Genomic DNA, 26,462 nt, shown 5'->3' on the forward strand with positions numbered 1-26,462 from the left:
CCTCCTTCATTGCTGTTACTAGCAATTCTGCGTGCTGCTCAGGGGGTATGCAAATCAGAAAGCGGATGAAAAATGCGGGAACCTACGGCAAATCAAGGGGATTCAGAGGATTCCTAACAGGAATTAGCGATTCTGGCAGAAGGATATGCTGTGTTTTCAGGATAGCGCCGCGATGGCGCTATCCTGATTGCTGACAGCTTAGTGCAGCTTGAGACGCGGACGAATGATGCGGTTAATACGTCCTACCAACATCATCAGGCCGGTCTTGAAATAGCCGTGTAACGCAATCTGATGCATGCGGTACAGCGAGATATACACGAAGCGCGCAATTCGCCCTTCAACCATCATCGAGCCACGCATCAGGTTACCCATCAGGCTGCCAACGGTGGAGTAGTTCGACAGGGAGACCAGTGAACCGTGATCTTTATAGACATACGGTTTCAGCGCTTTACCTTTCATCTGCGCCAGAATGTTATTCAACGCGCAGGTCGCCATCTGGTGCGCCGCCTGGGCGCGTGGAGGTACAAAGCCGCCTTCCGGACGAGCGCATGAGGCACAATCGCCGATAGCGTAGATATCCGGATCACGCGTTGTCTGCAGCGTCGGCTCCACCACCAGTTGGTTAATGCGGTTGGTCTCCAGGCCGCCAATCTCTTTCATGAAATCAGGCGCTTTGATGCCCGCCGCCCACACCATCAGGTCGGCATCAATAAATTGACCATCTTTAGTGTGCAGGCCGTTAACGTCTGCGCTGGTCACCATGGTCTGCGTCAGGACACGTACGCCAAGCTTAGTCAGTTCATTGTGCGCGGCGCCGGAAATGCGCGGCGGCAGCGCCGGAAGAATACGTTCGCCGGCTTCAACCAGCGTCACGTTCAGCGCTTCGTTGGTCAACCCTTTGTAACCATAGCTATGCAGCTGTTTCACCGCATTATGTAGCTCGGCGGACAGCTCAACCCCGGTAGCCCCGCCGCCAACGATGGCGATATTGACCTTACCGTTGGCGCCGAGGTTTGCAGAATACTTGAGGAACAGGTTAAGCATTTCCTGATGGAAACGGCGCGCCTGGTGCGGGTTATCAAGGAAAATGCAGTTTTCCTTCACCCCTGGCGTGTTAAAGTCATTGGAGGTACTACCCAGCGCCATCACCAGCGTGTCGTACGGCAGCTTACGCTCGGCAACCAACAGCTCGCCTTTCTCGTTGCGCAGTTCCGCGAGAGTAATGGTCTTTCCTTCGCGATTGATATCCACCACCGATCCTAACTGGAACTGGAAACCGTGGTTACGCGCATGCGCCAGGTAGCTCAGCGCATCAACGCCCTCATCCAGAGAACCGGTCGCCACTTCATGCAGTAGCGGCTTCCACAGGTGGCTATGGTTGCGATCCACCAGCGTAATTTTCGCTTTTTTGTTGCGGCCCAGCTTTCTACCCAACTGAGTAGCCAGTTCCAGTCCGCCGGCACCACCACCTACAATAACGATTCTTTTCAATGGCGTAGTCACAAGACCCCCTAAAAGTATTAACCAATTGTTAATTAAAAGTTATCCAAATAGCTCTTAGTTAACAACAAGTTGCAGCAATGAAACCATTCAGCAGGACCGAGAATAGCATGAACGGAACATTGGTCATACCAAAATTGATGTGCATCAAGTTTTACCGCATATTTTTTAAACGAACAACGTCAATTATGGACAAGAAAAAGCCCGCGGCGTTTGCACGCGGCGGGCTGAGAAAGGGAAAACAAGGTTAGCCGAGGGTCTTAAAAGCCTTTATTCGCTGCAGATGCGGTGAAAGACTTTTAAATTTGTGCGTCTGTTCTTCATCCCAGATGATTTCGTAATAATGATGCAGCACTTCAGCCGAGCGTTGGCTATCCAGCGCCTCATCATGGCGTGATAGCATCACCAGGCAGCGGTCGCGATTTTTTTCGCGGAAGTTGTTCACGCACTTGGTGGCGATATCCTGATACTCTTCCGGCCTGTCGATTTTCCCTTCCATGTTCTCGTAGGGGAACAGGTTCGGGTTGAACACGGCCTGCCGAATATCGCAGAGGAAACCGATCCTTTCCGCCCAGTAACCGCCTAACCCGACGCCGCATATGAGCGGCCGATCGTCGGCAGTGAGCTGCAGCATTTTGTCGACTTCCTTCAACAAATGCTGCATATCATGTTTTGGATGGAGCGTACTGTAGCTAATCAACCGCACGTCAGGGTCGATAAACTGCAGCTGCAGCACCTTTTCATGGTTACCGGGGCTGTTAGAGTCAAAACCGTGTAAATAGATAATCATCGTATCCTCACCAGACAACAACGCCCTTCAGGTTAACTACGCAGACTTCGCTTCTTGCCAGCGCGCATGGAGCTGTTCCAGCTGTGCGCTTACCGTTTGCCAACGAGCGGAATCTCGCAGTTCCTGACGGGTAAATGAACCTTTATGATACAATTTTGTAACACGCTCTGCTTTGATCGGGGACAGGTTATCCAATACGCTCACCGCGCCTTTACGATTATTGCAGACCAGGATCATATCGCAACCGGCATCGAGCGATGCCTGCCCACGTTCAGCATAGCTGCCCATGATCGCCGCCCCTTCCATCGACAGGTCGTCTGAGAAAATGACGCCATCAAAGCCCAGCTCGCCGCGCAGCACCGTTTTCAGCCAGTATTCTGAACCACTCGCCGGGCGCGGATCGATGTCAGAGTAAATCACATGCGCCGGCATAATCGCATCCAGGCGTTGTTCATCGATCAGGCTCTTGAACACCGCCATATCTTTAGCACGGATTTCCGCTGCCGGACGCGGATCAAACGGTGTCTCTTTGTGTGAATCCGCCGTCACCGCGCCGTGGCCCGGGAAGTGTTTACCGGTGGTTTTCATACCGGCGGCATGCATACCGTCAATGAAATGACGCGCCATCACCAGCGCCTTTTGCGGGTCTTCATGCCATGAGCGTTCGCCGATCGCAGCGCTGATGTGCCCCACATCCAGCACCGGCGCGAAGCTGATATCAATATCCATGGCAATCATTTCGCTGGCCATCAGCCAACCGGCTTCTGCGGCGAGCTTACCGCCCTCTTCCACCCCCAGCAGCGCGGCAAAAGACTGCGCGGCCGGCAGACGGGTAAAACCTTCGCGAAAGCGCTGCACACGCCCACCTTCCTGATCCACCGCCACCACGAGATGATTACGCGAGGCCTCGCGGATTTGGCGTACCAGTTCGCGCAACTGCGCCGGATCGTGGTAGTTGCGGGTAAACAAAATTAAGCCGCCGACCAAAGGATGAGCCAGAATCTCACGCTCTTCCGCATCCAGTTCAAAACCTTCGACATCCAACATTACCGGACCCACACAGACCTCTCTTATCCTTTATTTTCTGTTTTTAACTGACGCCATGTCGCATCCGCCAGTGCAATAAATTGCCGGTCGCCGCTCTGCTGCCAGCGCCGCTCATACCAGCCCGCCATCAATATAAGTACCCACGGCCGCCAACGCTGTATTTGCCGCCGCAGTTGCTGCTTATCAATTCGGGCAAAGCGCGAATACTCATTGAGCAGCTGGCAACGCGTATTGGCATTGCACCATACCGCCGCCAGTTCAAGCGCGATATCGCCATCTCCCGCATACTCCCAGTCAATCAAGCGCAGACCGTCGCGGCTATGAATAATATTACCAGCGTGGACGTCCATATGCAGAGGCGCTAAACGCAACGGCCGCGGTTCACGCTGGCGCAATAACCGTTTATGCCAGCGCAGCCAGAAAACGGTGCGCCTGGTCGGATCGCACTGCTGCCAGTACAACTCAAGCAACGGCGCCAGCTCGATGCGCCAGCCAAAACGCGGCTGTTGGTGCAGATGATACAATAACCCGGCAAGCGAAGGGCACTCCGGCAGCGCGCTTTTCACTTCTCCTGCGCAATACTCCACCACCATCCAGCGTGGCGAAAAGAACACCGGCGCCGGCGAAAGCGACGCCGGAAGGTGCTGAAGCGCACGGTACTGGCGCAGAAAATGGCTGAGCGGCGCCAGCGGATCGTGAGGCTGGCGCAACACCAGCCGACGGACGCCATCGCTGATAACGCAACTGCTGCCGCTAAGACCGTTTTCAGTCAAGGCGGCGACAGGTGAATAGCGAGGAAAGAAGCGCGACAAGAGCTCGTCGCGCGTAAGCTTATTGTTGCTGAACCGCACCTTTGCCTGACCAGATAATCTCGCCGGACTGCACCAGCATCAGCTGCATTTTCAGCTCCGGCGCATTCACGTTGCCGGTGGCGTTGGAATACAGCACGTACTGTGCGCCAACGGTGCGCGCAATCCCCATCGCTTTGCTGCGGCTGCCGAGACTATCCTGCGCCGACAGGCCCAGCTGTTGTTTAGCCACCGCAAGCTGCTGAGTCGATACCAGCGTAAACTTGCCGTTGCCCGCCAGCGCGTTGCGCAGCGCGGAGGTCGCTTCGGCCGCATTCAGCGATCCGTTGGTACGGTTATTGACGCTATCCACCAACAGAATGCTGCCAGCGTTCACTCCGCCGGCCTGCAGCATCTGGCCGACCATTGGTTGTACGGCGGCGTCCCAGTTGTAGTGACGAACGCGCGGAGCAGGCTGAGACGGCTGCGATGGCTGTTCGCCGCCGTGTTCGATCGGCCCCGGCTGCGTTGGTACCGTCGGCACGGCAGGCACCGTCGGCTGCGGCTGCGCAGGTTGTTCCGGCTTCGGCTTCGCCTCCTCGACCGGCGCAGGTTCATTACGTTGCCCCACACAGCCAGCCAGGAATATCGCCAGTGCTGTGATTAACGCATAGCGACACATTTTAATCATTATGATGACCTCTTAAAGATAAAGATAAAGGCGGGCTTTGTGCGCCCCGAGAATATTGGCACTGCCGTAGAGCACGACGGACGAGCGTGCTGGAACCGTCACGCTACGCGCAGGGTCCAGCGGATGCATCTCAAGCCCATGGGCGTCATACCAGAAAAAACGGTAGTGCACGGTAATGGGCTCTTGCCGTTCATTAAATAATCTTGAGGTAGCGGTGGCCTGAATTTCCGAAGCGGTCACCGACGGCGGATCGGCGCTGATGCCAGCCGCCAGAACGCTGGATTCCATCACCAACGTCTGCTGCTCGCCAACCGGAATTTCCGGGTGCGAGCTACATCCGGCCAACAGCGCCGCCAGAACCAGGACGCCTGAATAAGCAGCACGCATCGATTTAGCCTTTATGCGCCAGCATCGGGCCCAACGGACGGCCGCCCAACAGGTGCATATGAATATGGTAAACTTCCTGCCCGCCGTGGCGGTTGCAGTTAACGATAAGACGGTAGCCGTCGTCAGCCAGACCTTCATCACGGGCAATCTTCGCCGCGACGGTCATCATTCGGCCTAGCGCCTGTTCGTGTTCGGCGGTGACGTCATTTACGGTTGGAATCAGGATATTCGGGATAATCAGAATATGGGTCGGCGCCTGCGGAGAGATATCGCGAAAAGCGGTGACCAGTTCATCCTGATACACAATATCCGACGGGATTTCCCGGCGAATGATTTTGCTGAAAATCGTTTCTTCTGCCATGACTGATTCCTTATTAGTTTTATACCGTGCCCCGGCCTGCCTCTGCAGATAAACACGAATGCACAGGATCAGCTAAGAGTATGAGCGACTTCCTCCCTCTCTTTCAACCTGAATGCAGTTTTTCTTATTCAACTATAGACTTAGCCGCTGAGGGAATAAGCATTTCCCCCATTTTCCGGGTATTGCCAAACAATGACCAGAATACCAACGTAAAAAAGGCAGCCATTTGGCTGCCTTAGTCTCCCCACACTACGTCTTAGCTATTGCGGATGTACTCATCCATCTCGGTTTTCAGGTTATCGGACTTGGTGCCGAAAATAGCCTGAACGCCGGAACCTGCAACAACTACGCCAGCAGCACCCAGTTTTTTCAGGCCAGCCTGATCAACTTTCGCTACGTCAGCCACGCTTACGCGCAGACGAGTAATACATGCGTCGAGGTTTGTGATGTTCTCTTTACCACCGAAGGCGGCAATCAGCGCCGGCGCCATTTCACTGGTCGCAGCGGATTTGCTGTCTTCAGTTGCATCTTCACGGCCTGGAGTTTTCAGGTTCAGCGCTTTAATCAGCACGCGGAAGACCACGTAGTACACGATCGCATAGCAAATACCGACAATCGGGAACAGCCACAGCTTGCTGCTGTTGCCGGAAAGAACGATAAAGTCGATCAGACCGTGAGAGAACGACGTCCCGTCACGCATACCCAACAGGATACAGATCGGGAATGCCAGGCCTGCAAGAATCGCGTGGATGATATACAGGATCGGCGCAACGAACATGAAGGAGAACTCGATCGGCTCGGTAATACCGGTCAGGAACGAGGTCAGCGCCGCGGAGATCATAATACCGCCGACTTTGGCACGGTTTTCTGGTTTAGCAGAGTGCCAAATCGCGATAGCTGCAGCCGGCAGGCCGTACATTTTGAACAGGAAGCCGCCAGACAGTTTACCCGCAGTCGGGTCGCCTGCCATGTAACGAGGGATGTCGCCATGGAACACCTGACCTGCAGCGTTGGTGTATTCACCAATTTGCATCTGGAAAGGTACGTTCCAGATATGGTGCAGACCAAACGGTACCAGGCAACGCTCGATGAAACCGTAGATACCGAACGCCACAACCGGGTTCTGGTAAGCAGCCCACTGAGAGAAGGTCTGGATGGCGGAGCCAATCGGCGGCCAGATGAAGGACAGGATCACGCCGGTGAAGATAGCGGCGAGACCAGAGATAATCGGCACAAAACGCTTGCCCGCGAAGAAGCCCAGATATTCAGGCAGCTTGATACGGTAGAAGCGGTTGAACATGTAGGCTGCAATCGCACCGGAGATAATACCGCCAAGCACGCCGGTATCAGCCAGGTGTTTGGCTGCGATTTCCTCAGCAGGTAAATGCAGAACCAGCGGCGCGACTACCGCCATGGTTTTCACCATGATGCCGTAAGCTACGACTGCAGCCAGTGCGGATACACCGTCGTTATTGGTGAAGCCAAGCGCAACACCGATTGCGAAGATCAGCGGCATATTGGCGAAAACTGAACCGCCTGCTTCCGCCATGACGTGGGAGACCACGGCTGGCAGCCAGCTGAAGTTGGCAGAACCGACGCCCAGCAGGATACCTGCAATAGGCAGTACGGATACTGGCAGCATCAGCGATTTACCGACCTTCTGCAGGTTAGCAAATGCATTCTTAAACATAATTGAGAGTGCTCCTGAGTATTTGGTACTTTTTTACGCTTTCACGCATTGGCCCGGGGGGAGAACCGTGCCGTGGACAGGACATCTAAGCGCCCTTTATTTATTACACAGAGTAAAATAATTAACGCGGACATTGTTTGACGGCTATCACGTTTCATTCAGTCAACATATAAAAATTTACACTGATTTACATAATGTGTATCTGTATGTTGCAAAAATGCGCTCACCGCCTCTGTCGCGGCGGTGAACTTTACTCGCTTTAACTATTAATTACGAGCCTTAAAATAATAGAAAGATCAGGCGGGTTGCAGTCTGGCAGGGTCGATGTGGAACAAGCTGGCAAAGTTATCGGTGGTTTGTTGCGCGAGCTGCTCCAGCGACACGCCCTTCAGCACCGCCATGTATTCAGCGATATCGCGCACCATCGCCGGCTGGTTCTCTTTACCGCGATGTGGTACCGGCGCCAGATAAGGCGAATCGGTCTCTACCAGCAAGCGATCGAGCGGAACATAGCGCGCGGCATCTCGTAGCTGCTCCGCGTTACGGAACGTGACGATACCGGAAAACGAAATATAAAACCCCATGTCCAGCAATTTACCCGCTGTCTCCCTGTCTTCAGTGAAACAGTGTAGTACGCCACCGCAATCCGTCACCTTTTCTTCCTGTAAAATCGCCAGCGTATCGGCGCGCGCATCGCGGGTATGCACAATCACCGGCTTATTCAATTCGCGGCCAATGCGGATATGCTGGCGGAAAGACTCCTGCTGGCGGAGTTTCGTTTCCGGGGTATAAAAATAATCGAGCCCGGTTTCCCCCATCGCCACTACGCCCTCTTCCGCAGCCAGCGAACGCAGCTCTTCGAAGTCATACGCTTCATCCTGGTTCAATGGATGAACACCGCAGGAAAAGACGACATTTTCTCGCTGGCCGACTAACTCGCGCATCCCGCGATATCCCGGCAGCGTGGTGGCGACTGCCAGGCAAAACTTAACATCACGCGCGGCGGCTTTCGCCAGCACATCATCGACATCTTTATGCAGCGTTTGATAATCCAGGCCATCAAGATGGCAGTGGGAATCGACTAAAAACATGTTCTTATTCTCAGAGATGTGAGACGGGCAGAACCGCCCCGGGTTGCAGGTAATGTTCCCAGCGCAGGAGGCGCTCGGTGAGTAGTAGTTCGCGGTTGACGCCGACCACGCTCAGCAACTGCTCGCGACAGGCGCTAACATCGCGCGTGATAGCTTCAAGACGTGGGCCCGAAAGTGTTTGCGCCTGTTGGTTAACCAGCGTCCAGGCATCTGGATTACTCAGAAGCGTAATCCCCTGTTGCCGCTTCTGCGCATCCAGCAACAGCGATGCCAGCCAGTGCAGACGCACCGGGGCCTGTTCGTGATTCAGAACCGGCAATAATGACAGCCAGTCACCGCTGGTTAACGCGCTGGCTAACGCCTGGCAAAGCTGTTGTCGCGGAGCCCAGTTAGCCTCTTGCAGTAACTCCAGCGCTGCCGCGGGTGCGTTAGCGCTGAGGCGCAACGCGGCCAATAAAGCTTCTTGTGACATTGTCACTTCACGTGCTAACCACCCTAACGCCCAGGCTTCAGAAGGCGGAGTAAGGTGATATGAGAAGCACCGGCTGCGCAAGGTGGCGAGCAGACGCGCCGGCTCCGGGCAGGCCAGGAAAAACCAGGTATTTTCCGGCGGCTCTTCCAGCGTCTTCAGCAAAGCATTGGCGGCGGCATCGGTTAACAACGTCGCATCGTTGATCCACACCACCTTCGCGCCGCCGAGACGCGCACGCTCATAGAGTTTTTCAGTGATGCCGCGCACCGCATCGATGCCTAGCGCGCTCTTGCCCTTCTCCGGAACCAGAGTGTAGTAATCAGGATGGGTCCCCGCCTGCATAAGCTGGCAGCTATGACAATGGCCACAGCTTTTATGCCCTTCCGGCTGGCGGCACATCAGGAAACGGCATAACGCGTAGATAAGCGCATCGCCCCCCATCCCCGGTAATGCCTGGAGTAATAACGCATGGTGACCCCGTCCTGCCTGATAGCCAGACACTAGCTGCTCGAAGGACGGGCGTAACCACGGATACCATTTCATGCGCGTTGCTCCGCAACCCATTGAGTGATAACGGCGCGAATGTCGCGCTCAACCGCTTCCAGAGGCTGCGTCGCATCCACCGTGCGGATAGTCGGATCCTGCGCCGCCAGTTCAAGGTAGCGCGCGCGGGTACGATTGAAGAAATTCATCGACTCCTGCTCAATCCGATCCAGATCGCCTCGCGCGCGGGCGCGCTTAAGGCCAACTTCCGGCGTCACGTCAAGATAGAGTGTTAAATCAGGGCGAAAATCACCGAGTACCGCATCGCGTAGCGTCGCCAGCATCCCCTGATCGATACCGCGCCCCCCGCCCTGGTAGGCCTGAGTTGAGAGATCGTGACGGTCGCCAATGACCCATTGACCGCGAGCCAGAGCAGGCTTAATCACCGTTTCCACCAGCTGTACGCGGGCGGCGTAAAACATCAGCACTTCCGCTTTATCGTTAATGACTTCATCGCCGGTAGACTGGATATCCAGCACCAGGCTGCGCAGTTTTTCAGCCAGGATGGTACCGCCCGGTTCACGGGTAAACACCATATCGCGGATACCCAGCTGTTCCAGAGCCTCAACGACCAGATTGCGTGCGGTGGTTTTCCCCGCCCCTTCCAGGCCTTCGATAACGATATAGTTACTGCGCATTTTTTTCCTTAAGTACTTTTAAATAGTCCTGAACCGAACGGTTATGGCTGGCCAGATTGGTATTGAACGTATGGCCGCCTTTGCCGTCGGCAACAAAATAGAGGTACGGCGTTTTCGCCGGATGGGATGCCGCATTGAGAGACGCTTCGCCCGGCACGGCGATTGGCCCTGGCGGCATACCGCTAATCACATAGGTGTTATAAGCGGTCGGCGTCTCCAGATCTTTACGCGACAGTTTACCATTATAGCGCTCTCCCATGCCGTAAATTACGGTAGGGTCGGTCTGCAAACGCATGCCAATGCGTAGACGGTTGATAAAAACCGACGCCACGCGATCGCGCTCGGCAGGAACCGCGGTCTCTTTCTCAACGATAGAGGCCATGGTCAGTAACTGGTTTTGATCTTTATAGGGTAGATTATCCGCCCGCCCTTCCCAGGCTTTCGCTACCGCAGCGACCATTTTCTGGTGCGCGCGTTTAAGAATGGCGATATCGCTGGTATTGGCGGTGTACATCCAGGTATCCGGCCATAACCAACCTTCAACCCAATCGGCGTGCTCAAGACCCAGCGCTTTGGCGACCGTTTCGTAACTGTCGTCTTCTAAAGTGTGCTTCACATACGGCGCATCGCGCAGCTGACGCAAATAGTCGCTAACGCGCATCCCTTCAACAAACCGTAGCGGGAACTGCGCTTCTTTACCGCTCGCTAAAAGCTGCAGCATCTCGCGCACCGTCATTTGCGGTGTGAAGCGATAGGTACCCGCTTTGAAATGAGAAAGTTCAGGTTCGACGCGCAGCAGCCACTGGAATACGCGTGGACGATTAATGATTTTATCGCCATACAGCTGCTGGCCAAGCACCACTCGCCCGGTTCCTGGCTCAAGGGTGAAGATGGTCTCTTCTTTAATAAGCAACTTACTATCTGCCAGTTGGCGGACTTTCCACATACCTGCCGCTGCGGCAATACCGAACACCACGACTAACAGCAGGACAAAACGTAACATTTTCTTCATGACTAACCAGGCAGCTCACACAATGGGGCTAAAAAATGGTAAAGATCGCGTTCAGACCAACAGACGTCATCCCAACGACAAACCGGTACCAGCGGCATAAGCGCATTGCAAATCAGCACTTCATCGGCATCGCGCAGTACATCAGGGCGCATGGATACTTCGACAACATCAAAAGAAGAACGTGCCAACATAGCCATACAGTGCTGGCGCATAATGCCATTAACGCCCGCCTGATCGAGGCGCGGCGTGAACACCTGGCTTCCTTTACGCCAGAACACATTCGCGGCACAGCATTCCGTAAGCCACCCGTCGCTGTCAAGAACCAGCGCCTCATCGGCGTCCGTCTGCTCAAGATGAGAACGAATTAAGACTTGTTCGAGGCGATTAAGATGTTTGAGCCCCGCCAGCGAAGGATTGCGCCCCAGGCGGATCGGGCTTAACGCCAGGGTTATTCCCTCTTCTCGCCAACGCGCATAATGCGCGGGGAAAGACGACACACTCATCATGCGGGTAGGTTGAATGCATCCGCTCGCGCTATATCCCCGACCTCCTGAACCACGCGTTATGACCACTTTGAGTACGCCTTCTCGATGTGGCTTTGCCAGTTCTTGCATTTCTGCGGCCAACGTTTCCCATTCAGAAAAAGGTATCAAGAGTTTTTCGCAAGTATCTTGCAAGCGGCCCAAATGGGCATTGAAGAAGGCTATCTGGCCGTCGATGATTCGCGAGGTGGTAAAACACCCATCACCGAATTGAATTGCACGGTCGTTTGCTGCCAGCACATCCTGCTCGACACCATTTATCAAGAACATAGGGGGCTCCTCTCACCGGTGGCACAGTGTCTCAGGATAAAAAGCAGAGAACAAGCGGAGAAAACCGAATAAAAAAAGACCCGCCAGGCGGGTCTTTTCGTCAACGCTTAAACCAGCATTAGCGGTTGATCATACTTTTTTGAAGATAATCGAACCGTTAGTACCGCCAAAGCCGAAGGAGTTACACAGGGTGTATTCCATACCGGAAACCTGACGCGCTTCATGAGGAACGAAGTCGAGGTCGCAACCTTCATCCGGGTTATCCAGGTTGATGGTCGGCGGAACCGCCTGATCGCGCAGCGCCAGAATAGAGTAGATAGACTCTACTGCGCCAGCCGCGCCTAACAGGTGGCCGGTCATTGATTTGGTGGAGCTCACCATCACGCGGCTTGCCGCATCGCCAAACACGGATTTCACCGCCTGGGCTTCTGCTTTATCACCGGCTGGCGTCGAAGTACCGTGGGCGTTGACATAGCCAATCTGGCCCGGTTCAATCGCCGCGTCGCGAATGGCGTTAACCATCGCCAGCGCAGCGCCAGCGCCATCTTCCGGTGGAGACGTCATATGGTACGCATCGCTGCTCATACCAAAACCAACGATCTCTGCGTAGATTTTCGCGCCGCGTTTTTTCGCATGCTCGTACTCTTCCAGCACGACCATACCAGCACCGTCGCCCAGCACGAAGCCATCACGCTCTTTATCCCACGGACGGCTTGCCGCCTGCGGGTTGTCATTGCGGGTGGACAGCGCGCGCGCAGCGCCAAAGCCGCCTACGCCCAGCGGCGTACTCGCCTTCTCTGCACCACCGGCAACCATCGCGTCGGCATCGCCATAGGCGATAATACGTGCCGCGTGGCCGATATTGTGTACGCCTGAAGTACACGCGGTCGCGATGGAGATACTCGGTCCACGCAGACCAAACATGATGGTCAGATGACCGGCCACCATGTTAACAATTGTGGACGGAACGAAGAACGGGCTGATCTTCCGCGGTCCGCCGTTTACCAGCGAACTATGGTTTTCTTCGATCAGGCCGAGGCCCCCGATACCGGAACCGATAGCGGCGCCGATGCGGGTTGCGTTTTCTTCCGTCACTTCAAGGCCAGAATCCTGCATGGCCTGAACGCCAGCGACAATTCCATATTGAATGAAGGCATCCATCTTGCGCTGTTCTTTGCGCGAGATGATATCATCACAGTTAAAATCCTTTACTAAGCCAGCAAATTTCGTTGCATAGGCGCTAGTATCGAAATGGTCGATCAGGCTGATGCCACTCTGACCGGCAAGGAGAGCTTTCCAGGTAGACTCTACGGTATTGCCGACAGGAGACAACATGCCCAGTCCGGTCACAACTACACGACGCTTAGACACGGTTGTCCTCCAGGGAGGGAAAATAGATTCTTGTGGGACAAAAAAAGATAAAACTCAGGCGGTCGAATGACCGCCTGGAGATGTTCACTTACGCCTGGTGACCGTTGATGTAATCAATGGCAGCCTGAACGGTGGTGATTTTCTCAGCTTCTTCGTCCGGAATCTCAGTATCAAACTCTTCTTCCAGAGCCATTACCAGCTCAACGGTGTCAAGAGAATCAGCGCCCAGGTCTTCAACGAAGGAAGCATTGTTGGTAACTTCTTCCTGCTTAACGCCCAGCTGTTCGCCGATAATTTTCTTAACGCGTTCTTCGATAGTGCTCATACTCTTAAATTTCCTATCAAAACTCGCTTTCGCGATGGTTTTCGTAGTGTATAAAATGTTGAAAAATTTGCAACTAAATCCCGGCAGGTCTTACCACGATTTTACGCTATTTTGCGGCTGTTTGCCCTAATAACGCAAATGATTTCGCACAAAACTGTACCCGCAAGCGTGCAGACTGCGCGCTTCCTGAACATTTTGCGCAAATCTCGGTCAGACCATATACATCCCGCCATTGACGTGCAGGGTTTCACCAGTGATGTAACCCGCTTCGTCAGAGGCTAAGAATGCAACCGCGCTGGCGATTTCATTTGGGGAGCCAAGGCGCCCCGCAGGAACTGCAGCCAGCGTACCCGCACGCTGCTCATCGGTCAGCGCACGCGTCATGTCCGTTTCAATAAAGCCCGGAGCAACAACGTTTACAGTAATACCGCGAGACGCAACTTCACGTGCCAGTGACTTACTGAAACCAATCAGACCCGCTTTCGCAGCAGCGTAGTTAGCCTGACCAGCATTTCCCATGGTACCAACCACAGAACCGATAGTGATAATACGCCCATGACGCTTTTTCATCATAGCGCGCATTACCGCTTTTGACAGACGGAATACAGATGACAGGTTGGTTTCGATAATATCGTTCCACTCATCATCTTTCATTCGCATTAACAGGTTATCACGAGTAATCCCGGCATTATTGACCAGGATATCAACTTCGCCAAACTCTGAGCGAACATTTTCCAGAACAGATTCAATAGATGCCGGGTCGGTCACATTCAACATCAGACCTTTACCGTTGGCACCTAAATAGTCGCTGATTGCCTGCGCACCGCTTTCGCTGGTGGCAGTACCGATAACTTTCGCGCCGCGCGCGGCGAGGGTTTCAGCGATTGCGCGGCCGATACCGCGGCTCGCACCGGTAACCAGCGCGATTTTTCCTTCAAAACTCATGGTATTCCTCTTTTATTGCTCAAGCGCCGCAGACATCGCAGCCGGCTCGTTGAGCGCAGAAGCAGTCAGGGTGTCAACAATACGTTTGGTCAGGCCGGTGAGGACTTTACCCGGGCCCATTTCATACAGGTGCTCGACGCCCTGAGATGCCATAAACTCAACGGTCTTAGTCCACTGAACCGGGCTGTACAGTTGGCGAATCAGCGCGTCGCGGATAGCATCAGGCGCGGTTTCACACTTCACGTCGACGTTGTTCACAACCGGAACGGTCGGCGCATTAAAAGTGATTTTCTGCAGCTCTACCGCCAGTTTTTCAGCGGCAGGTTTCATCAGCGCGCAGTGAGACGGTACGCTGACCGGCAACGGCAGCGCACGTTTGGCGCCTGCGGCTTTACACGCAGCGCCTGCACGCTCAACGGCTTCTTTGTGCCCGGCGATAACCACCTGACCCGGTGAATTGTAGTTCACTGGCGAAACCACCTGCCCTTGTGCAGATTCTTCACAGGCTTTAGCGATGGACGCGTCGTCGAGGCCAATAATTGCAGACATCGCGCCGGTACCTTCTGGTACCGCTTCCTGCATGAATTTGCCACGCAGTTCAACCAGACGAACGGCATCAGCGAAATTAATCACGCCCGCGCAGACCAGCGCAGAGTATTCGCCAAGGCTATGACCGGCTAACAGCGCCGGCGCTTTACCGCCCTGCTGCTGCCATACGCGATATAACGCGACGGAAGCGGTCAGCAGCGCCGGCTGCGTTTGCCAGGTTTTGTTCAATTCTTCTGCCGGGCCCTGTTGGGCAAGCGCCCACAGATCGTAACCCAACGCTGCGGAAGCTTCGCCGAAAGTCTCTTCAATAACTGGCCAGGTCGCGGCCATATCAGCCAGCATACCGACAGCCTGAGAGCCCTGTCCCGGGAACACAAAAGCAAATTGCGTCATGTTTAAATCCTTATACTAAAAACGAACCAGCGCGGAACCCCAGGTGAAACCACCACCGAAGGCCTCCAGCAGAATCAACTGACCGCGTTGAATACGGCCATCGCGAACGGCTTCATCGAGCGCGCAAGGGACCGAGGCGGCGGAAGTGTTACCGTGACGATCGAGCGTGACCACCACATTATCCATCGACATTCCCAGCTTTTTCGCCGTCGCGCTGATGATCCGCAGGTTAGCCTGGTGCGGCACCAGCCAATCCAGCGCCGAGCGCTCAAGATTATTGGCCGCCAGCGTCTCGTCAACGATATGCGCCAGTTCGGTGACCGCAACTTTAAACACTTCGTTGCCGGCCATCGTCAGATAAATCGGATTTTCCGGCTCTACGCGATCGGCGTTCGGCAGCGTTAACAGCTCACCGTAGCGGCCATCGGCATGCAGATGCGTGGAAATAATGCCTGGCTCTTCAGAAGCGCCAAGCACCACTGCGCCCGCGCCGTCGCCGAAGATAATGATCGTGCCGCGATCGGTTGGATCGCAGGTGCGCGCCAGCACGTCAGCGCCGATCACCAGCGCGTAATCTACGGCGCCGTTTTTCACATACTGGTCGGCGATGCTCAACGCGTAAGTAAAGCCCGCGCAGGCGGCTGCGACGTCAAACGCCGGACAGCCTTTGACACCCAGCATAGATTGAATCTGGCACGCAGAGCTCGGGAAGGCATGCGTACCCGAGGTGGTCGCAACAACGATCAGACCAATTTGTTCCGGGTTGACATTCGCCATTTCCAGCGCTTTCTTTGCGGCTTCGAAGCCCATCGTAGCAACTGTTTCGTTCGCTGCGGCAATACGGCGTTCACGAATACCTGTACGTGTGACAATCCACTCGTCAGTCGTTTCAACCATTTTTTCCAGGTCGGCGTTAGTACGCACTTGCTCAGGCAGGTAGCTGCCGGTGCCAATAATCTTTGTATACATGTACGCTCAGTCACTCTTGGGTAATATACCCGCGTTGTTCAAACCGCAGGGCGTCAGTCGTATCCGTTGGTCCCGGTGTGCTGTCGGGCACTCCCGTTACCGCTGCTGCTCCCTGGCAGTTCAAAGCCTGCTGGGTATAACGATTCCAGGCGAGCGGCGATCCGCTGTGGAACCTGCCGCTGCACCGCCTGCACTGCCTGCTCTATTGCGACGCAAAATGCGCGCTGGTTGGCAGCGCCATGACTTTTGATCACAGAACCGCGCAATCCTAACAGACAGGCGCCATTATACTGGTCGGGGTTGAGGTGACTGAATCGCCTGCTCAGGCTTTTTTGTAACCAACGCTTTAATAAAATCAGCCACCACGACCGTTTTTTTCCCTCTCCCTGTGATTTCAGCAGCGAAAGGAACATCCTGACAACACCTTCCATCGTCTTTAATGTGACGTTGCCTGTGAATCCGTCACAAACCAGAACATCCGTTTTCCCCGTCAACAGTTCGTTAGCTTCAAGGTAACCAATATAGTTGAAGGACGGCAGTTTTTTGAGCATTGCCGACGCATCGCGAATGCTGGTGAGACCTTTCATCTCTTCTTCACCGATATTCAACAATGCAATGCGTGGGTTTTTAATCCCCACCACTTCTTCAGCTAACACTGCGCCCATTACGGCGAACTGCACCAGCATTGTACTGTCGCAATCGACGTTAGCGCCTAAATCCAGCACTACCGTTTTGCCCTTTTGCTGATGCGGCAGTACCGTCACCAGCGCCGGGCGCTCAATCCCCTCAATGGGCTTAAGCAATAACTTCGCCAACCCCATCAGCGCGCCGGTATTTCCCGCGCTAACGCAGGCCTCGGCTCGCCCTTCTTTCACCAGCTCCAGCGCCAGGCGCATCGAGCTTCCGCGGCTACTGCGGATAGCCTGCGCGGGTCGCGCATCACTGGCAATAACTGACTGTGCAGGGATAATCTGCAGTCGCGAACGTTGTTCGAAATCAGCTTTGGCAAGTAATGGCGTGATGGCGTCGGGGTCGCCGACTAAAAGAAGTGTGAGTTGCGAATTAGAGTTCAGTGCCTGCAGTGCTGCAGGCACTGTCACGGATGGGCCAAAATCGCCCCCCATGACATCTAACGCCAGGGTTAGACGTGTCAAGGTATCGTCGCTGCCCGGTTCGGTTATTCCCCAGTTACCTGGGGAGATCCTCACTAAGCTTCACCACGCTTTTACTCTTGTCTTTCACGTTACAGGGACGTTGACTACGTTTTCTTGCAACGTGAAATCCACGGAGTAAGGCGTGATTACTTAGCGATTACCTTGCGACCGCGGTAGAAACCGTCGGCAGTGATGTGGTGACGCAGGTGTTTCTCACCAGAAGTTTTGTCTACAGACAGGCTGGTGACTGCGGTCAGAGCGTCATGGGAACGACGCATGCCACGTTTGGAACGGGTTGGTTTATTCTGTTGTACGGCCATGGACCTTACTCCTCAATTACTTATGCTTTAAGCTGGCTAATACGGCAAATGGGTTTGGTTTTTGTGCCTCTTCAGGCAGTTCGCCAAAGACCATGTCCGCGTCGGACACTTCACAGTGTTCAGAATCATGCACCGGAACTACCGGCAAGGAAAGAATGATTTCATCCTCAACCATCGCCTGCAGATCGATTTCACCGAATTCGTTAACCTCAATCGGCTCATACGCTTCCGGTAGTGCTTCTGCCTGTTCGTCATTTCTGACAGGGCTGAAACAATACGTTGTGTGAACATGATGAGGGAACGGTTTCCCGCAACGCTGACATTCGAGGGTTACCGACACCTTCGCATCACCGGTAATAACGGCAAGACGCTGGTTATCGATAGCGAACGACATGCTGCATTCCACATCACTGTCCACGCTGACGACTGAATCGGCGACACGGCCAACCTGATCACGGGCGTAGATACCCTCGTAATCAAGGCGTTTTTGAGCCGTGCGAACCGGATCGAGAGTCAGGGGTAATTTTACCTTTTGCATAGGGCGCGCATATTAACTTTGTAATGTCATAGAGTCAAAGAAAAAGGCAGCCTCAGGTTGCCTTTTGCCATTTATTCGCACACATTGCGGCGCATAGTTTAAAATGATGCTCTGCGAAGCGCTATATGTGGATGAAAAAATATGTCTAATCTTCTCCTGGCCTCAACCTCGCCGTGGCGGCGGATGCTGTTGGAAAAACTCACGCTGCCGTTTGAATGCGCGGCGCCGGAGGTTGACGAAACGCCTCAGCCCGGCGAATCCGCCCGCCAGTTGGTTGTGCGTCTGGCGCAAGCCAAAGCCCAGGCGCTGGCATCCCGCTTCCCTCAGCACCTTATTATAGGTTCCGATCAGGTTTGCGTCTTAGACGGCGAAATCACCGGTAAACCGCACACTGAAGAAAACGCTCACCGTCAGCTACGCAAAGCCAGCGGCACGATTGTCACTTTTTATACCGGGCTTGCGCTCTACAATTCTGCCAACGGACACCTACAAACGGAATGCGAACCCTTCGATGTCCATTTTCGTCATTTAAGCGATCAGGAGATCGAGGCCTATATCCGTAAAGAGAACCCTCTGCAGTGTGCCGGCAGTTTTAAAAGCGAAGGCTTAGGCATCACGCTATTTGAGCGACTGGAAGGACGCGATCCTAATTCGCTGGTTGGATTACCGCTGATAGCGCTATGCCAGATGTTGCGCCGGGAAGGCTTTAACCCGCTGCTTAGCTAGCCATAAAAGAAAGCGGCGGAGTATGAATCCGCCGCTGTGCTTATTTGCTATTGCGCAAAACCTGCAAGCAGTGTTTCAGTTGGTTATCCAACGGCGCTTCAATACGCATCACTTCACCGGTGCCTGGATGAGTGAATTTCAGCGCTGCCGCATGCAAAAACAGACGGTTTAACCCTGTCCCTGAAAGCTGCTTGTCAAACTCGCGATCGCCATAACGATCGTCAAAAGCAATAGGATGTCCCGCATACTGGGTGTGAACGCGAATCTGATGCGTACGCCCGGTAACCGGGCTACAGCGTACCAACGTGGCAAACGCGTAACGCTCTTCCACTTTAAAGCGCGTTTCGGAAGGCTTACCTTCCTGGCTCACGCGCACGATGCGCTCGCCGCTCTGCAGAATATTTTTCAGCAGCGGCGCTTGTACCACCTTCGTGTGCGACTGCCACTGACCGCGGACCAGCGCCAGATAATCCTTCTGCATCCCTTTCTCACGCAGTTGCTCATGAAGCGAGCGAAGCGCCGAACGTTTTTTCGCTACCAGCAGAACGCCTGAGGTATCACGATCGAGACGGTGGACCAGTTCCAGGAAACGGGCCTCAGGGCGTAGCGCCCGCAGCCCTTCAATCACGCCGAAGCTCAGACCGCTACCACCGTGCACCGCGGTACCGGAAGGTTTATTCAGCACCAGGATATGATCGTCTTCATAGAGGATAACATCCGACAACGCCGCCACTTTTTGCAGATGCGGCGAAACGGCCTCTTCTTCGCGCTCGGCGACCCGCACCGGCGGGATACGCACTTCATCGCCATCTTCCAGTTTATATTCCGGCTTGACGCGTTTTTTGTTCACCCGCACCTCGCCTTTACGCAGGATGCGATAAATCATGCTCTTCGGTACGCCCTTAAGTTGCGTACGCAAAAAGTTGTCGATACGTTGCCCCGCTTCATCGGCGGAAATGGCAACCATTTTTACGGTTGGAGTCTCAGTTTTCATGGTCGGCGATTCTAAATAGCCGAGGGCATTAGCGCCACTCATTTTTATATGCTTATATTTATCAGTATCCGGTTTTCATCGCATGCTTCATCGGCGTTTTGTTTGTTATTAGAACAATCTGTAGACGCTGGTGAAAAAACTGTGAGTAACCCGGTGATAAAAGGTAAAAGTGAACTTGCTATAACAAGGTTAGCAATGGAATAATGAAGCCGTTTTCCGTGTTGACACTTGTTAGAACAAGAAATTAGCGGAATGACCAATTTTGTCTGACCGATCATCCACGCAGCAATGGCGTAAGACGTATTGATCTTTCAGACAGTTAGCGGGCTGCGGGTTGCAGTCCTTACCGGCACAGGCTCTATAAGATTTTTGCGTGGCAGGATGGCGTCGACTCCGGAACCACCGGGAGTTCATCTGAATCCTCCGATTGAGGTGAACAGGTTAAGCCATTACTCCTGCGACGTGAGAGACGATGAGAATATACGCAACATCGTTTGAGGTGCGTCAAGGCTGCAAAAGAGAGAATCTTCAGTCGGTTGTACAAGCAATCGATTGAGGTGAACAAGCGCGGCCAACGCGAAATCACTTAAAGGATGAAGTGTATAAATGGAATATTCTCTGGTGATACATCCCAGGCTGTTCCCCTGAATAATTGCGCTGTGTTTCCGTTTGAAACACAGGCGACCGACACTCTGCGCCTCTTAAGCGCGCGACAACCGTGAGGTTGGCGACGTGAACCAGACTCGAGGCCATCGGTTTTCACCCGGTAAGGCGTTACTCTGCCCGTAGCTTAGTCGTCAATGTAAGAATAATGAGTAAGTTACGATGAAAAGAATGTTAATCAACGCAACTCAGCAGGAAGAGTTGCGCGTCGCTCTTGTTGATGGGCAGCGCCTGTACGACCTGGATATCGAAAGCCCCGGGCACGAGCAGAAAAAAGCGAACATCTACAAAGGCAAAATCACTCGTATTGAACCTAGCCTTGAAGCCGCGTTTGTCGATTACGGCGCTGAGCGTCATGGTTTCCTCCCCCTCAAAGAAATTGCCCGCGAATACTTCCCAGCCAATTACAGCGCTCATGGCCGCCCTAACATTAAGGACGTTCTGCGCGAAGGTCAGGAAGTCATTGTTCAGATTGATAAAGAAGAGCGCGGTAATAAAGGCGCCGCGCTGACCACCTTTATCAGCCTGGCAGGCAGCTACCTGGTACTGATGCCGAACAACCCTCGCGCCGGCGGCATTTCGCGCCGTATCGAAGGTGACGATCGTACCGAGCTGAAAGAAGCGCTGGCGAGCCTTCAGCTGCCGGACGGCATGGGTCTTATCGTGCGTACCGCGGGCGTTGGCAAATCCGCTGAAGCGCTGCAGTGGGATCTGAGCTTCCGCCTGAAGCACTGGGAAGCGATTCAGAAAGCCGCTGAGAGCCGCCCTGCTCCGTTCCTGATCCACCAGGAAAGTAACGTTATCGTTCGTGCCTTCCGCGACTATCTGCGCCAGGACATCGGCGAAATCCTAATCGATAATCCGAAAGTGCTTGAGCTGGCGCGCCAGCATATCGCCGCCCTCGGTCGTCCGGATTTCAGCAGCAAAATCAAACTGTACACCGGTGAAATTCCGCTGTTCAGCCACTACCAAATTGAATCCCAGATTGAATCCGCGTTCCAGCGTGAAGTGCGTCTGCCGTCCGGTGGTTCTATCGTTATCGATAGCACCGAAGCGCTGACCGCTATCGACATCAACTCCGCTCGCGCGACCCGCGGCGGCGATATCGAAGAAACGGCGTTCAACACTAACCTCGAGGCGGCTGACGAAATCGCACGCCAGTTGCGTCTGCGCGACCTTGGCGGCCTGATCGTTATCGACTTCATCGATATGACCCCGGTCCGCCACCAGCGTGCGGTTGAAAACCGCCTGCGTGAAGCCGTCCGCCAGGACCGCGCGCGTATCCAGATCAGCCATATCTCGCGCTTCGGCCTACTGGAGATGTCCCGCCAGCGTCTGAGCCCGTCGCTGGGCGAATCCAGCCACCACGTGTGCCCACGCTGTAGCGGCACCGGTACCGTGCGTGACAACGAATCGCTGTCGCTCTCTATCCTGCGCCTGATTGAAGAAGAAGCGCTGAAAGAGAACACCAAAGAAGTCCACGCGATCGTTCCGGTACCTATCGCTTCTTACCTGCTTAACGAAAAACGTGCCGCAGTCAGCGCGATTGAAACCCGCCAGAGCGACATTCGCGTCATCATCGTCCCTAACGATGAGATGCAAACCCCGCACTACTCCGTACTGCGCGTGCGTAAAGGCGAAGAAACCTCCACGCTGAGCTATTTGCTGCCGAAACTGCACGAAGAAGAGATGGCGATGCCGTCTGACGAAGAACCGGCTGAACGCAAACGCCGCGAAGAGCCAGCGCTGGCTGCTTTCGTGATGCCGGATGCGCCGCCTGCGCCGGTACAGGAAGAAACCGCAGCCGCGCCGACCGCAGCGAAAGCCGCCGCTGCTCCGGCAGCGAAGGTAGCAACGCCTGCCCAGCCTGGTCTGCTGTCCCGCTTCTTCGGCGCGTTGAAAAACATCTTCTCCGGCGCAGAAGAAGCTAAACCGGCTGAAGTCAAAGCCGAGCAAAAAACTGAAGAGAAACCTGAGCGTCAGCAAGAGCGCCGTAAACCGCGTTCTAATAATCGCCGCGACCGTAACGACCGTCGTGATAACCGCGATAATCGTGACAACCGTGATAATCGTGATAATCGCGGAGAAAACACAGAAGGTCGCGAACCTCGTGAATCACGCGAGGAGAACCGCCGTAATCGTCGTGACAAACAATCACAGAACGCTGAACTGCGCGAATCTCGCCAAAACGCGGGCGATGAGTCTGATAAAGGCAAATCACGCGATGAGCAACAGCAACCGCGCCGTGAACGCAACCGCCGTCGTAATGATGACAAGCGTCAGGCACAGCAGGAAGCGAAAACTCAGACCCGCGAAGAACCGGTAGTACAGCAGGAAACCGAGCAGGAAGAGCGCGTTCAGAGCATGCCGCGTCGTAAGCCGCGTCAGCTGGCGCAGAAAGTCCGCTTTGAATCCGCAGAAACCGAGCAGGTTGTCGAAGCCGTTGCTGAGCAGCAGGCGGAATCCACTACGCCGCGTACGGAACTGGCAAAAGTCGATCTGCCGGCCGTCGTTGAAACTGCCGCTGAGCAGGATGAAAACGGCGACGCTCGTGAATCTAACGGTATGCCGCGTCGCTCTCGTCGTTCTCCGCGCCACCTGCGCGTAAGCGGCCAACGTCGCCGTCGTTACCGCGATGAGCGTTATCCGACCCAGTCGCCGATGCCGCTGGCCATCGCCTGCGCGTCGCCTGAGCTGGCGTCAGGTAAAGCGTGGATCCGCTATCCAATTGCCCGTGCGCATGATCAGCAGCAGGAAGAGTTACCGGTACAGGAAACCGCCAACGTTGAGCCTATCATTACGCCAGTCGTCGCGGAGACTATCGCTCCGGTTGTCGTTGCGGAAACCGTCGCAGCTGAAACTGTCGTACCGGCAGTGGCCAGCGAACCGACCGTAGTTGAAGCTCCGGTCGTCGAAGAAACGGCGGTGGTTGAAGAGACCGCAATTGTTGCGGAAAGCGTTGCGCCGCAGGCAGAAGTCAGTGAGCCAGCAGAGCCGGTAGTCGAAGAAACTGAGACCGCACCTGCTCCAGCTACTGAAGAAACCGTCACTGCGCAGCCAACGATTGCCGAAGAAGAAACCGCTGTTGTCGAAGAAACGACCGTTGCCTCCGTTGAAGAAGCCGCGCCGGTTGTTGAACCGACGCCGGTCATCAGCACCGCGCCAGTGGTGAAAGCGCAACCGGCGACCACCGCTACTCGCCATGCGACCGCGCCGATGACCCGCGCACCGGCTCCGGAATACGTGCCGGAAGCGCCGCGCCAAAGCGATTGGGTTCGTCCTCCGTTTGCCTTTGAGGGTAAAGGGTCTGCAGGCGGCCATAGCGCCACTCATCAAGCCACGGCGGAAGCTACCCGTCCGCAGCCTGTAGAGTAACGGTGCTCAACGAAAAAACCGGCCAACTGGCCGGTTTTTTTATTTCTTCTCGTCCGGGCGCTGCATCCCCGCCACCTGTGGCATCACTTCGCGCATCAAATCGAGAAACTTGCGTAGCCGCGTCGGATAATAGCGCGCCCAGGGATAAACCAGATGCACCGGCAGCGGCGAAGCCCGCCACTGCGCAAACGGCTCAATCAGCCTGCCTGCCGCAATATCCTCCTCCACCGCCCAACTGGAAACAATTGCCGCCCCCAGCCCCGCCAGGGCGGTGTTACGCGCAACGTAGACGCTATCGGTACTCAGACAAGGGACAATCGGGAAACTCACCAACTGCCCGTCCACCTGATGCTGTAGCGTGACTTCATGCTGATAAAAGGTGCTGATAGCGACCCATGGCAGCGCGGAGAGCGCCTGCGGTTCGCTGAGTTCCGGATGGCGCGCCAATAGCTCAGGCGCAACCACCAGGCTGCGAGGAACCACAGCCAACAGTACCGATACCGTTGATGGATCGACTTCCGCGCCAACGCGGATCGCGCAATCAATATTATCGCTAAGAAAATCGACGGTTTTATCATTCAGCATCCACTCAACGGAGAGCTCGGGATATCGCTGCAGAAAACTCACCAGCGGACCCAGCAACTGCTGTTGGCCAAAAGCGTGCGGCGCCCGCACCCGCAGCACGCCAACCGGCCGGTCCTCCTCGATGCGCAAATCATCTTCCAGCGCCAGCCAGCTGTCCACCAGCCGCCGCGCATGTTGATAACAGCGCTCGCCGTCATCGGTCAGTTTCATCGCATGGGTCGTGCGCAGAATAAGCCTCGCGCCAAGTAACGTCTCCAGCGACTGCAAACGTCGGCTGACGGTCGCCTGAGTCGTACTCATCTGCAGAGCCGCCGCCGAGAGCGAACCTGCTTCGACGATGCGAATAAAGGTCCGCATCAGCTCAATCCGATCTATACGCTCTTGTTTCTTCATTTATATTTTGCCTATACGTGCTACGTATAACCGTTTTACCACTACCCTATCTTCCGCGCCAGTCTGCTTCAGGGAACAATAGCGCCAACGCATTTACGAGGGCACTACCATGACACCGCTTCCTTTATCCCCCCGCCAGGCCGGCTGGGTTATTTTTATTCTCGCGCTCGGCGCTGGCTTCAGCGTCGCATCCATCTACTACGCCCAGCCGCTGCTGCCGTTAATCGGCGCCAACCTGCATCTCAGCGTTGAAGGAATGGGGCTGGTGCCCACCCTGACCCAGGCTGGCTATGCATTGGGAATATTATTTCTGCTGCCGCTCGGCGATCGCCACGATCGCCGAACGCTTATCCTGCTGAAAAGCGCCGTGCTGGCGGTACTGTTGCTACTCTGCAGCCTGACCGGTCAGCTTACCTCGCTACTGGTCGTCAGCCTGCTGATTGGCATGGCGGCGACCATGGCGCAGGATATTGTCCCGGCGGCGGCGATTCTGGCGCCGGCGGGCAAACAGGGGAAGATGGTCGGTACGGTGATGACCGGCCTGCTACTGGGGATCCTGCTTTCACGTACCGTCAGCGGGCTGGTCGGCGCGCTATTTGGCTGGCGGGTCATGTACCAGGCTGCGGCAGTCAGTATCGCCTTTATCGGCCTGTTAATGTGGCGTGTTGTGCCGCGTTTTGAGATCCACTCTACCCTCAGTTATCCGCAGTTGCTGAAGTCAATGGCCCATTTGTGGCAGCGCTATCCCGCGCTGCGCCGCGCGGCATTCGCCCAGGGCTTTTTGTCTATCGCCTTTAGCGCGTTCTGGTCGACGCTGGCGGTGATGCTCGCCGAACATTACCAGATGGGTAGCGCGGTCGCCGGCGGCTTCGGTATCGCTGGCGCAGCAGGCGCCCTGGCGGCACCGCTGGCAGGCGGTTTGGCGGATAAAGTTGGCGCGGGGAGAGTCACCCAACTCGGCGCGGCGTTAGTCACCGTCTCCTTTGCCCTGATGTTGCTACTGCCCGCGTTGCCGGTACACGGCCAACTGGCGCTGATTGCGTTATCGGCTATCGGTTTTGACCTTGGTCTGCAGTCGAGCCTGGTGGCGCATCAAAACCTGGTTTACAGCCTGGAGCCCCAGGCCCGCGGCAGGCTTAACGCCTTGCTATTTACCGTGGTCTTCATCGGAATGGCTCTGGGATCGGTGCTGGGAAGTAAACTGTACGTGCTGGCTGGCTGGAACGGTGTGGTGATTCTGGCGGTGAGCAGCGGCGCGATTGCTCTGATTATCCGCCTGCTGGAAAATGCTCGTCTACAGGCCGCAGAACGCGCCGTGAGATAAAAAAACCCGCTCCGCA

General features: G+C 55.1%; 26 protein-coding genes. 3 read left to right on the top strand and 23 right to left on the bottom strand.

Translation table 11 applies throughout. The annotated features are described in order from the left end of the window. Window positions 1-198: 198 nt before the first annotated feature. From ABLU86_RS19570 to yceD, 21 genes are all read right to left on the bottom strand, one after another. On the bottom strand, window positions 199-1,503 hold the full coding sequence (locus tag ABLU86_RS19570) for an NAD(P)/FAD-dependent oxidoreductase (RefSeq protein WP_015367177.1): 1,305 nt from the start codon (window positions 1,501-1,503) through the stop codon (window positions 199-201). 244 nt (window positions 1,504-1,747) lie between these two features. Further along, window positions 1,748-2,290: an alpha/beta hydrolase YcfP gene (gene ycfP, locus ABLU86_RS19575; protein WP_015367178.1), complete on the bottom strand. Its 543-nt coding sequence runs from the start codon at window positions 2,288-2,290 to the stop codon at window positions 1,748-1,750. Window positions 2,291-2,326: 36 nt separating this feature from the next. Next, window positions 2,327-3,337 (bottom strand): beta-N-acetylhexosaminidase, encoded by a 1,011-nt coding sequence (nagZ, locus tag ABLU86_RS19580; protein ID WP_161798797.1) that lies wholly within the window; start codon window positions 3,335-3,337, stop codon window positions 2,327-2,329. 23 nt (window positions 3,338-3,360) lie between these two features. Further along, window positions 3,361-4,188: a thiamine kinase gene (gene thiK / locus ABLU86_RS19585; protein ID WP_348796393.1), complete on the bottom strand. Its 828-nt coding sequence runs from the start codon at window positions 4,186-4,188 to the stop codon at window positions 3,361-3,363. Beyond that, a complete protein-coding gene (lpoB, locus tag ABLU86_RS19590; protein WP_161798798.1) occupies window positions 4,169-4,807 on the bottom strand; it encodes a penicillin-binding protein activator LpoB in 639 nt (212 codons plus the stop codon). Before lpoB ends, thiK begins: the two co-directional genes overlap by 20 nt. A 21-nt stretch (window positions 4,808-4,828) precedes the next feature. Next, window positions 4,829-5,203: a YcfL family protein gene (locus ABLU86_RS19595; RefSeq protein ID WP_015367182.1), complete on the bottom strand. Its 375-nt coding sequence runs from the start codon at window positions 5,201-5,203 to the stop codon at window positions 4,829-4,831. Window positions 5,204-5,207: 4 nt separating this feature from the next. Further along, window positions 5,208-5,564, bottom strand: a complete 357-nt coding sequence (hinT, locus tag ABLU86_RS19600; protein WP_015705043.1) for a purine nucleoside phosphoramidase — start codon at window positions 5,562-5,564, stop codon at window positions 5,208-5,210. A 256-nt stretch (window positions 5,565-5,820) separates the two neighbouring features. Beyond that, window positions 5,821-7,254, bottom strand: coding sequence for a PTS glucose transporter subunit IIBC (ptsG, locus tag ABLU86_RS19605; protein ID WP_015367184.1), 1,434 nt, complete (start codon window positions 7,252-7,254; stop codon window positions 5,821-5,823). A gap of 296 nt (window positions 7,255-7,550) precedes the next feature. Beyond that, the gene (locus ABLU86_RS19610; protein ID WP_015367185.1) at window positions 7,551-8,345 is read right to left on the bottom strand and encodes a metal-dependent hydrolase; all 795 of its coding nucleotides are present in this window, start codon (window positions 8,343-8,345) and stop codon (window positions 7,551-7,553) included. Between the two features lie 10 nt (window positions 8,346-8,355). Further along, window positions 8,356-9,360 carry a DNA polymerase III subunit delta' gene (gene holB, locus ABLU86_RS19615; protein WP_348796394.1) on the bottom strand — a complete coding sequence of 335 codons (1,005 nt, stop codon included), beginning with the start codon at window positions 9,358-9,360 and terminating at the stop codon, window positions 8,356-8,358. Beyond that, a complete protein-coding gene (tmk, locus tag ABLU86_RS19620; RefSeq protein WP_020079143.1) occupies window positions 9,357-9,998 on the bottom strand; it encodes a dTMP kinase in 642 nt (213 codons plus the stop codon). The genes holB and tmk overlap by 4 nt, the downstream gene beginning before the upstream one ends. Continuing rightward, window positions 9,988-11,010: a cell division protein YceG gene (yceG, locus tag ABLU86_RS19625; RefSeq protein WP_032705663.1), complete on the bottom strand. Its 1,023-nt coding sequence runs from the start codon at window positions 11,008-11,010 to the stop codon at window positions 9,988-9,990. Before yceG ends, tmk begins: the two co-directional genes overlap by 11 nt. A gap of 2 nt (window positions 11,011-11,012) precedes the next feature. Beyond that, window positions 11,013-11,822, bottom strand: a complete 810-nt coding sequence (pabC, locus tag ABLU86_RS19630; protein WP_015367188.1) for an aminodeoxychorismate lyase — start codon at window positions 11,820-11,822, stop codon at window positions 11,013-11,015. A gap of 129 nt (window positions 11,823-11,951) precedes the next feature. Further along, a complete protein-coding gene (fabF, locus tag ABLU86_RS19635) occupies window positions 11,952-13,193 on the bottom strand; it encodes a beta-ketoacyl-ACP synthase II (RefSeq protein ID WP_015705037.1) in 1,242 nt (413 codons plus the stop codon). Between the two features lie 88 nt (window positions 13,194-13,281). Further along, window positions 13,282-13,518, bottom strand: coding sequence for an acyl carrier protein (acpP, locus tag ABLU86_RS19640; RefSeq protein ID WP_000103754.1), 237 nt, complete (start codon window positions 13,516-13,518; stop codon window positions 13,282-13,284). Window positions 13,519-13,728: 210 nt separating this feature from the next. After that, a complete protein-coding gene (gene fabG, locus ABLU86_RS19645; RefSeq protein WP_348796395.1) occupies window positions 13,729-14,463 on the bottom strand; it encodes a 3-oxoacyl-ACP reductase FabG in 735 nt (244 codons plus the stop codon). A 12-nt stretch (window positions 14,464-14,475) separates the two neighbouring features. Next, entirely contained in the window at window positions 14,476-15,405 is a 930-nt protein-coding gene (fabD, locus tag ABLU86_RS19650; RefSeq protein ID WP_020079146.1) for an ACP S-malonyltransferase, read from the bottom strand. 15 nt (window positions 15,406-15,420) lie between these two features. Then, a complete protein-coding gene (locus tag ABLU86_RS19655; protein ID WP_015367192.1) occupies window positions 15,421-16,374 on the bottom strand; it encodes a beta-ketoacyl-ACP synthase III in 954 nt (317 codons plus the stop codon). A gap of 53 nt (window positions 16,375-16,427) precedes the next feature. Then, window positions 16,428-17,528 (bottom strand): phosphate acyltransferase PlsX, encoded by a 1,101-nt coding sequence (plsX, locus tag ABLU86_RS19660; RefSeq protein WP_086538096.1) that lies wholly within the window; start codon window positions 17,526-17,528, stop codon window positions 16,428-16,430. Window positions 17,529-17,674: 146 nt separating this feature from the next. Then, window positions 17,675-17,848, bottom strand: coding sequence for a 50S ribosomal protein L32 (gene rpmF / locus ABLU86_RS19665; RefSeq protein ID WP_000290724.1), 174 nt, complete (start codon window positions 17,846-17,848; stop codon window positions 17,675-17,677). 16 nt (window positions 17,849-17,864) lie between these two features. Next, on the bottom strand, window positions 17,865-18,386 hold the full coding sequence (gene yceD / locus ABLU86_RS19670; protein ID WP_015705036.1) for a 23S rRNA accumulation protein YceD: 522 nt from the start codon (window positions 18,384-18,386) through the stop codon (window positions 17,865-17,867). A 141-nt stretch (window positions 18,387-18,527) separates the two neighbouring features. On the opposite strand from yceD, the gene ABLU86_RS19675 reads away from it, so the two are divergent. Next, window positions 18,528-19,112 carry a nucleoside triphosphate pyrophosphatase gene (locus ABLU86_RS19675; protein WP_015367195.1) on the top strand — a complete coding sequence of 195 codons (585 nt, stop codon included), beginning with the start codon at window positions 18,528-18,530 and terminating at the stop codon, window positions 19,110-19,112. A gap of 40 nt (window positions 19,113-19,152) precedes the next feature. Here the strand turns inward: ABLU86_RS19675 and rluC are convergent, their stop codons facing one another. Continuing rightward, window positions 19,153-20,106, bottom strand: coding sequence for a 23S rRNA pseudouridine(955/2504/2580) synthase RluC (gene rluC, locus ABLU86_RS19680; RefSeq protein ID WP_072205245.1), 954 nt, complete (start codon window positions 20,104-20,106; stop codon window positions 19,153-19,155). 825 nt (window positions 20,107-20,931) lie between these two features. Here rluC and rne point away from each other — a divergent pair. Beyond that, window positions 20,932-24,144 carry a ribonuclease E gene (gene rne / locus ABLU86_RS19685; protein WP_015367197.1) on the top strand — a complete coding sequence of 1,071 codons (3,213 nt, stop codon included), beginning with the start codon at window positions 20,932-20,934 and terminating at the stop codon, window positions 24,142-24,144. A gap of 39 nt (window positions 24,145-24,183) precedes the next feature. Here rne and ABLU86_RS19690 read toward each other — a convergent pair whose 3' ends face one another. Then, the gene (locus ABLU86_RS19690) at window positions 24,184-25,122 is read right to left on the bottom strand and encodes a LysR family transcriptional regulator (protein ID WP_015367198.1); all 939 of its coding nucleotides are present in this window, start codon (window positions 25,120-25,122) and stop codon (window positions 24,184-24,186) included. 109 nt (window positions 25,123-25,231) lie between these two features. Here ABLU86_RS19690 and ABLU86_RS19695 point away from each other — a divergent pair, with 109 nt between their 5' ends. Further along, window positions 25,232-26,446, top strand: a complete 1,215-nt coding sequence (locus ABLU86_RS19695) for an MFS transporter (RefSeq protein ID WP_015705033.1) — start codon at window positions 25,232-25,234, stop codon at window positions 26,444-26,446. Window positions 26,447-26,462: the final 16 nt, after the last annotated feature.

The sequence above is a fragment of the Klebsiella sp. JN_Kp121 genome (genome assembly GCF_040062145.1).
GTDB classification, from domain to species: Bacteria; Pseudomonadota; Gammaproteobacteria; order Enterobacterales; family Enterobacteriaceae; genus Klebsiella; species Klebsiella aerogenes.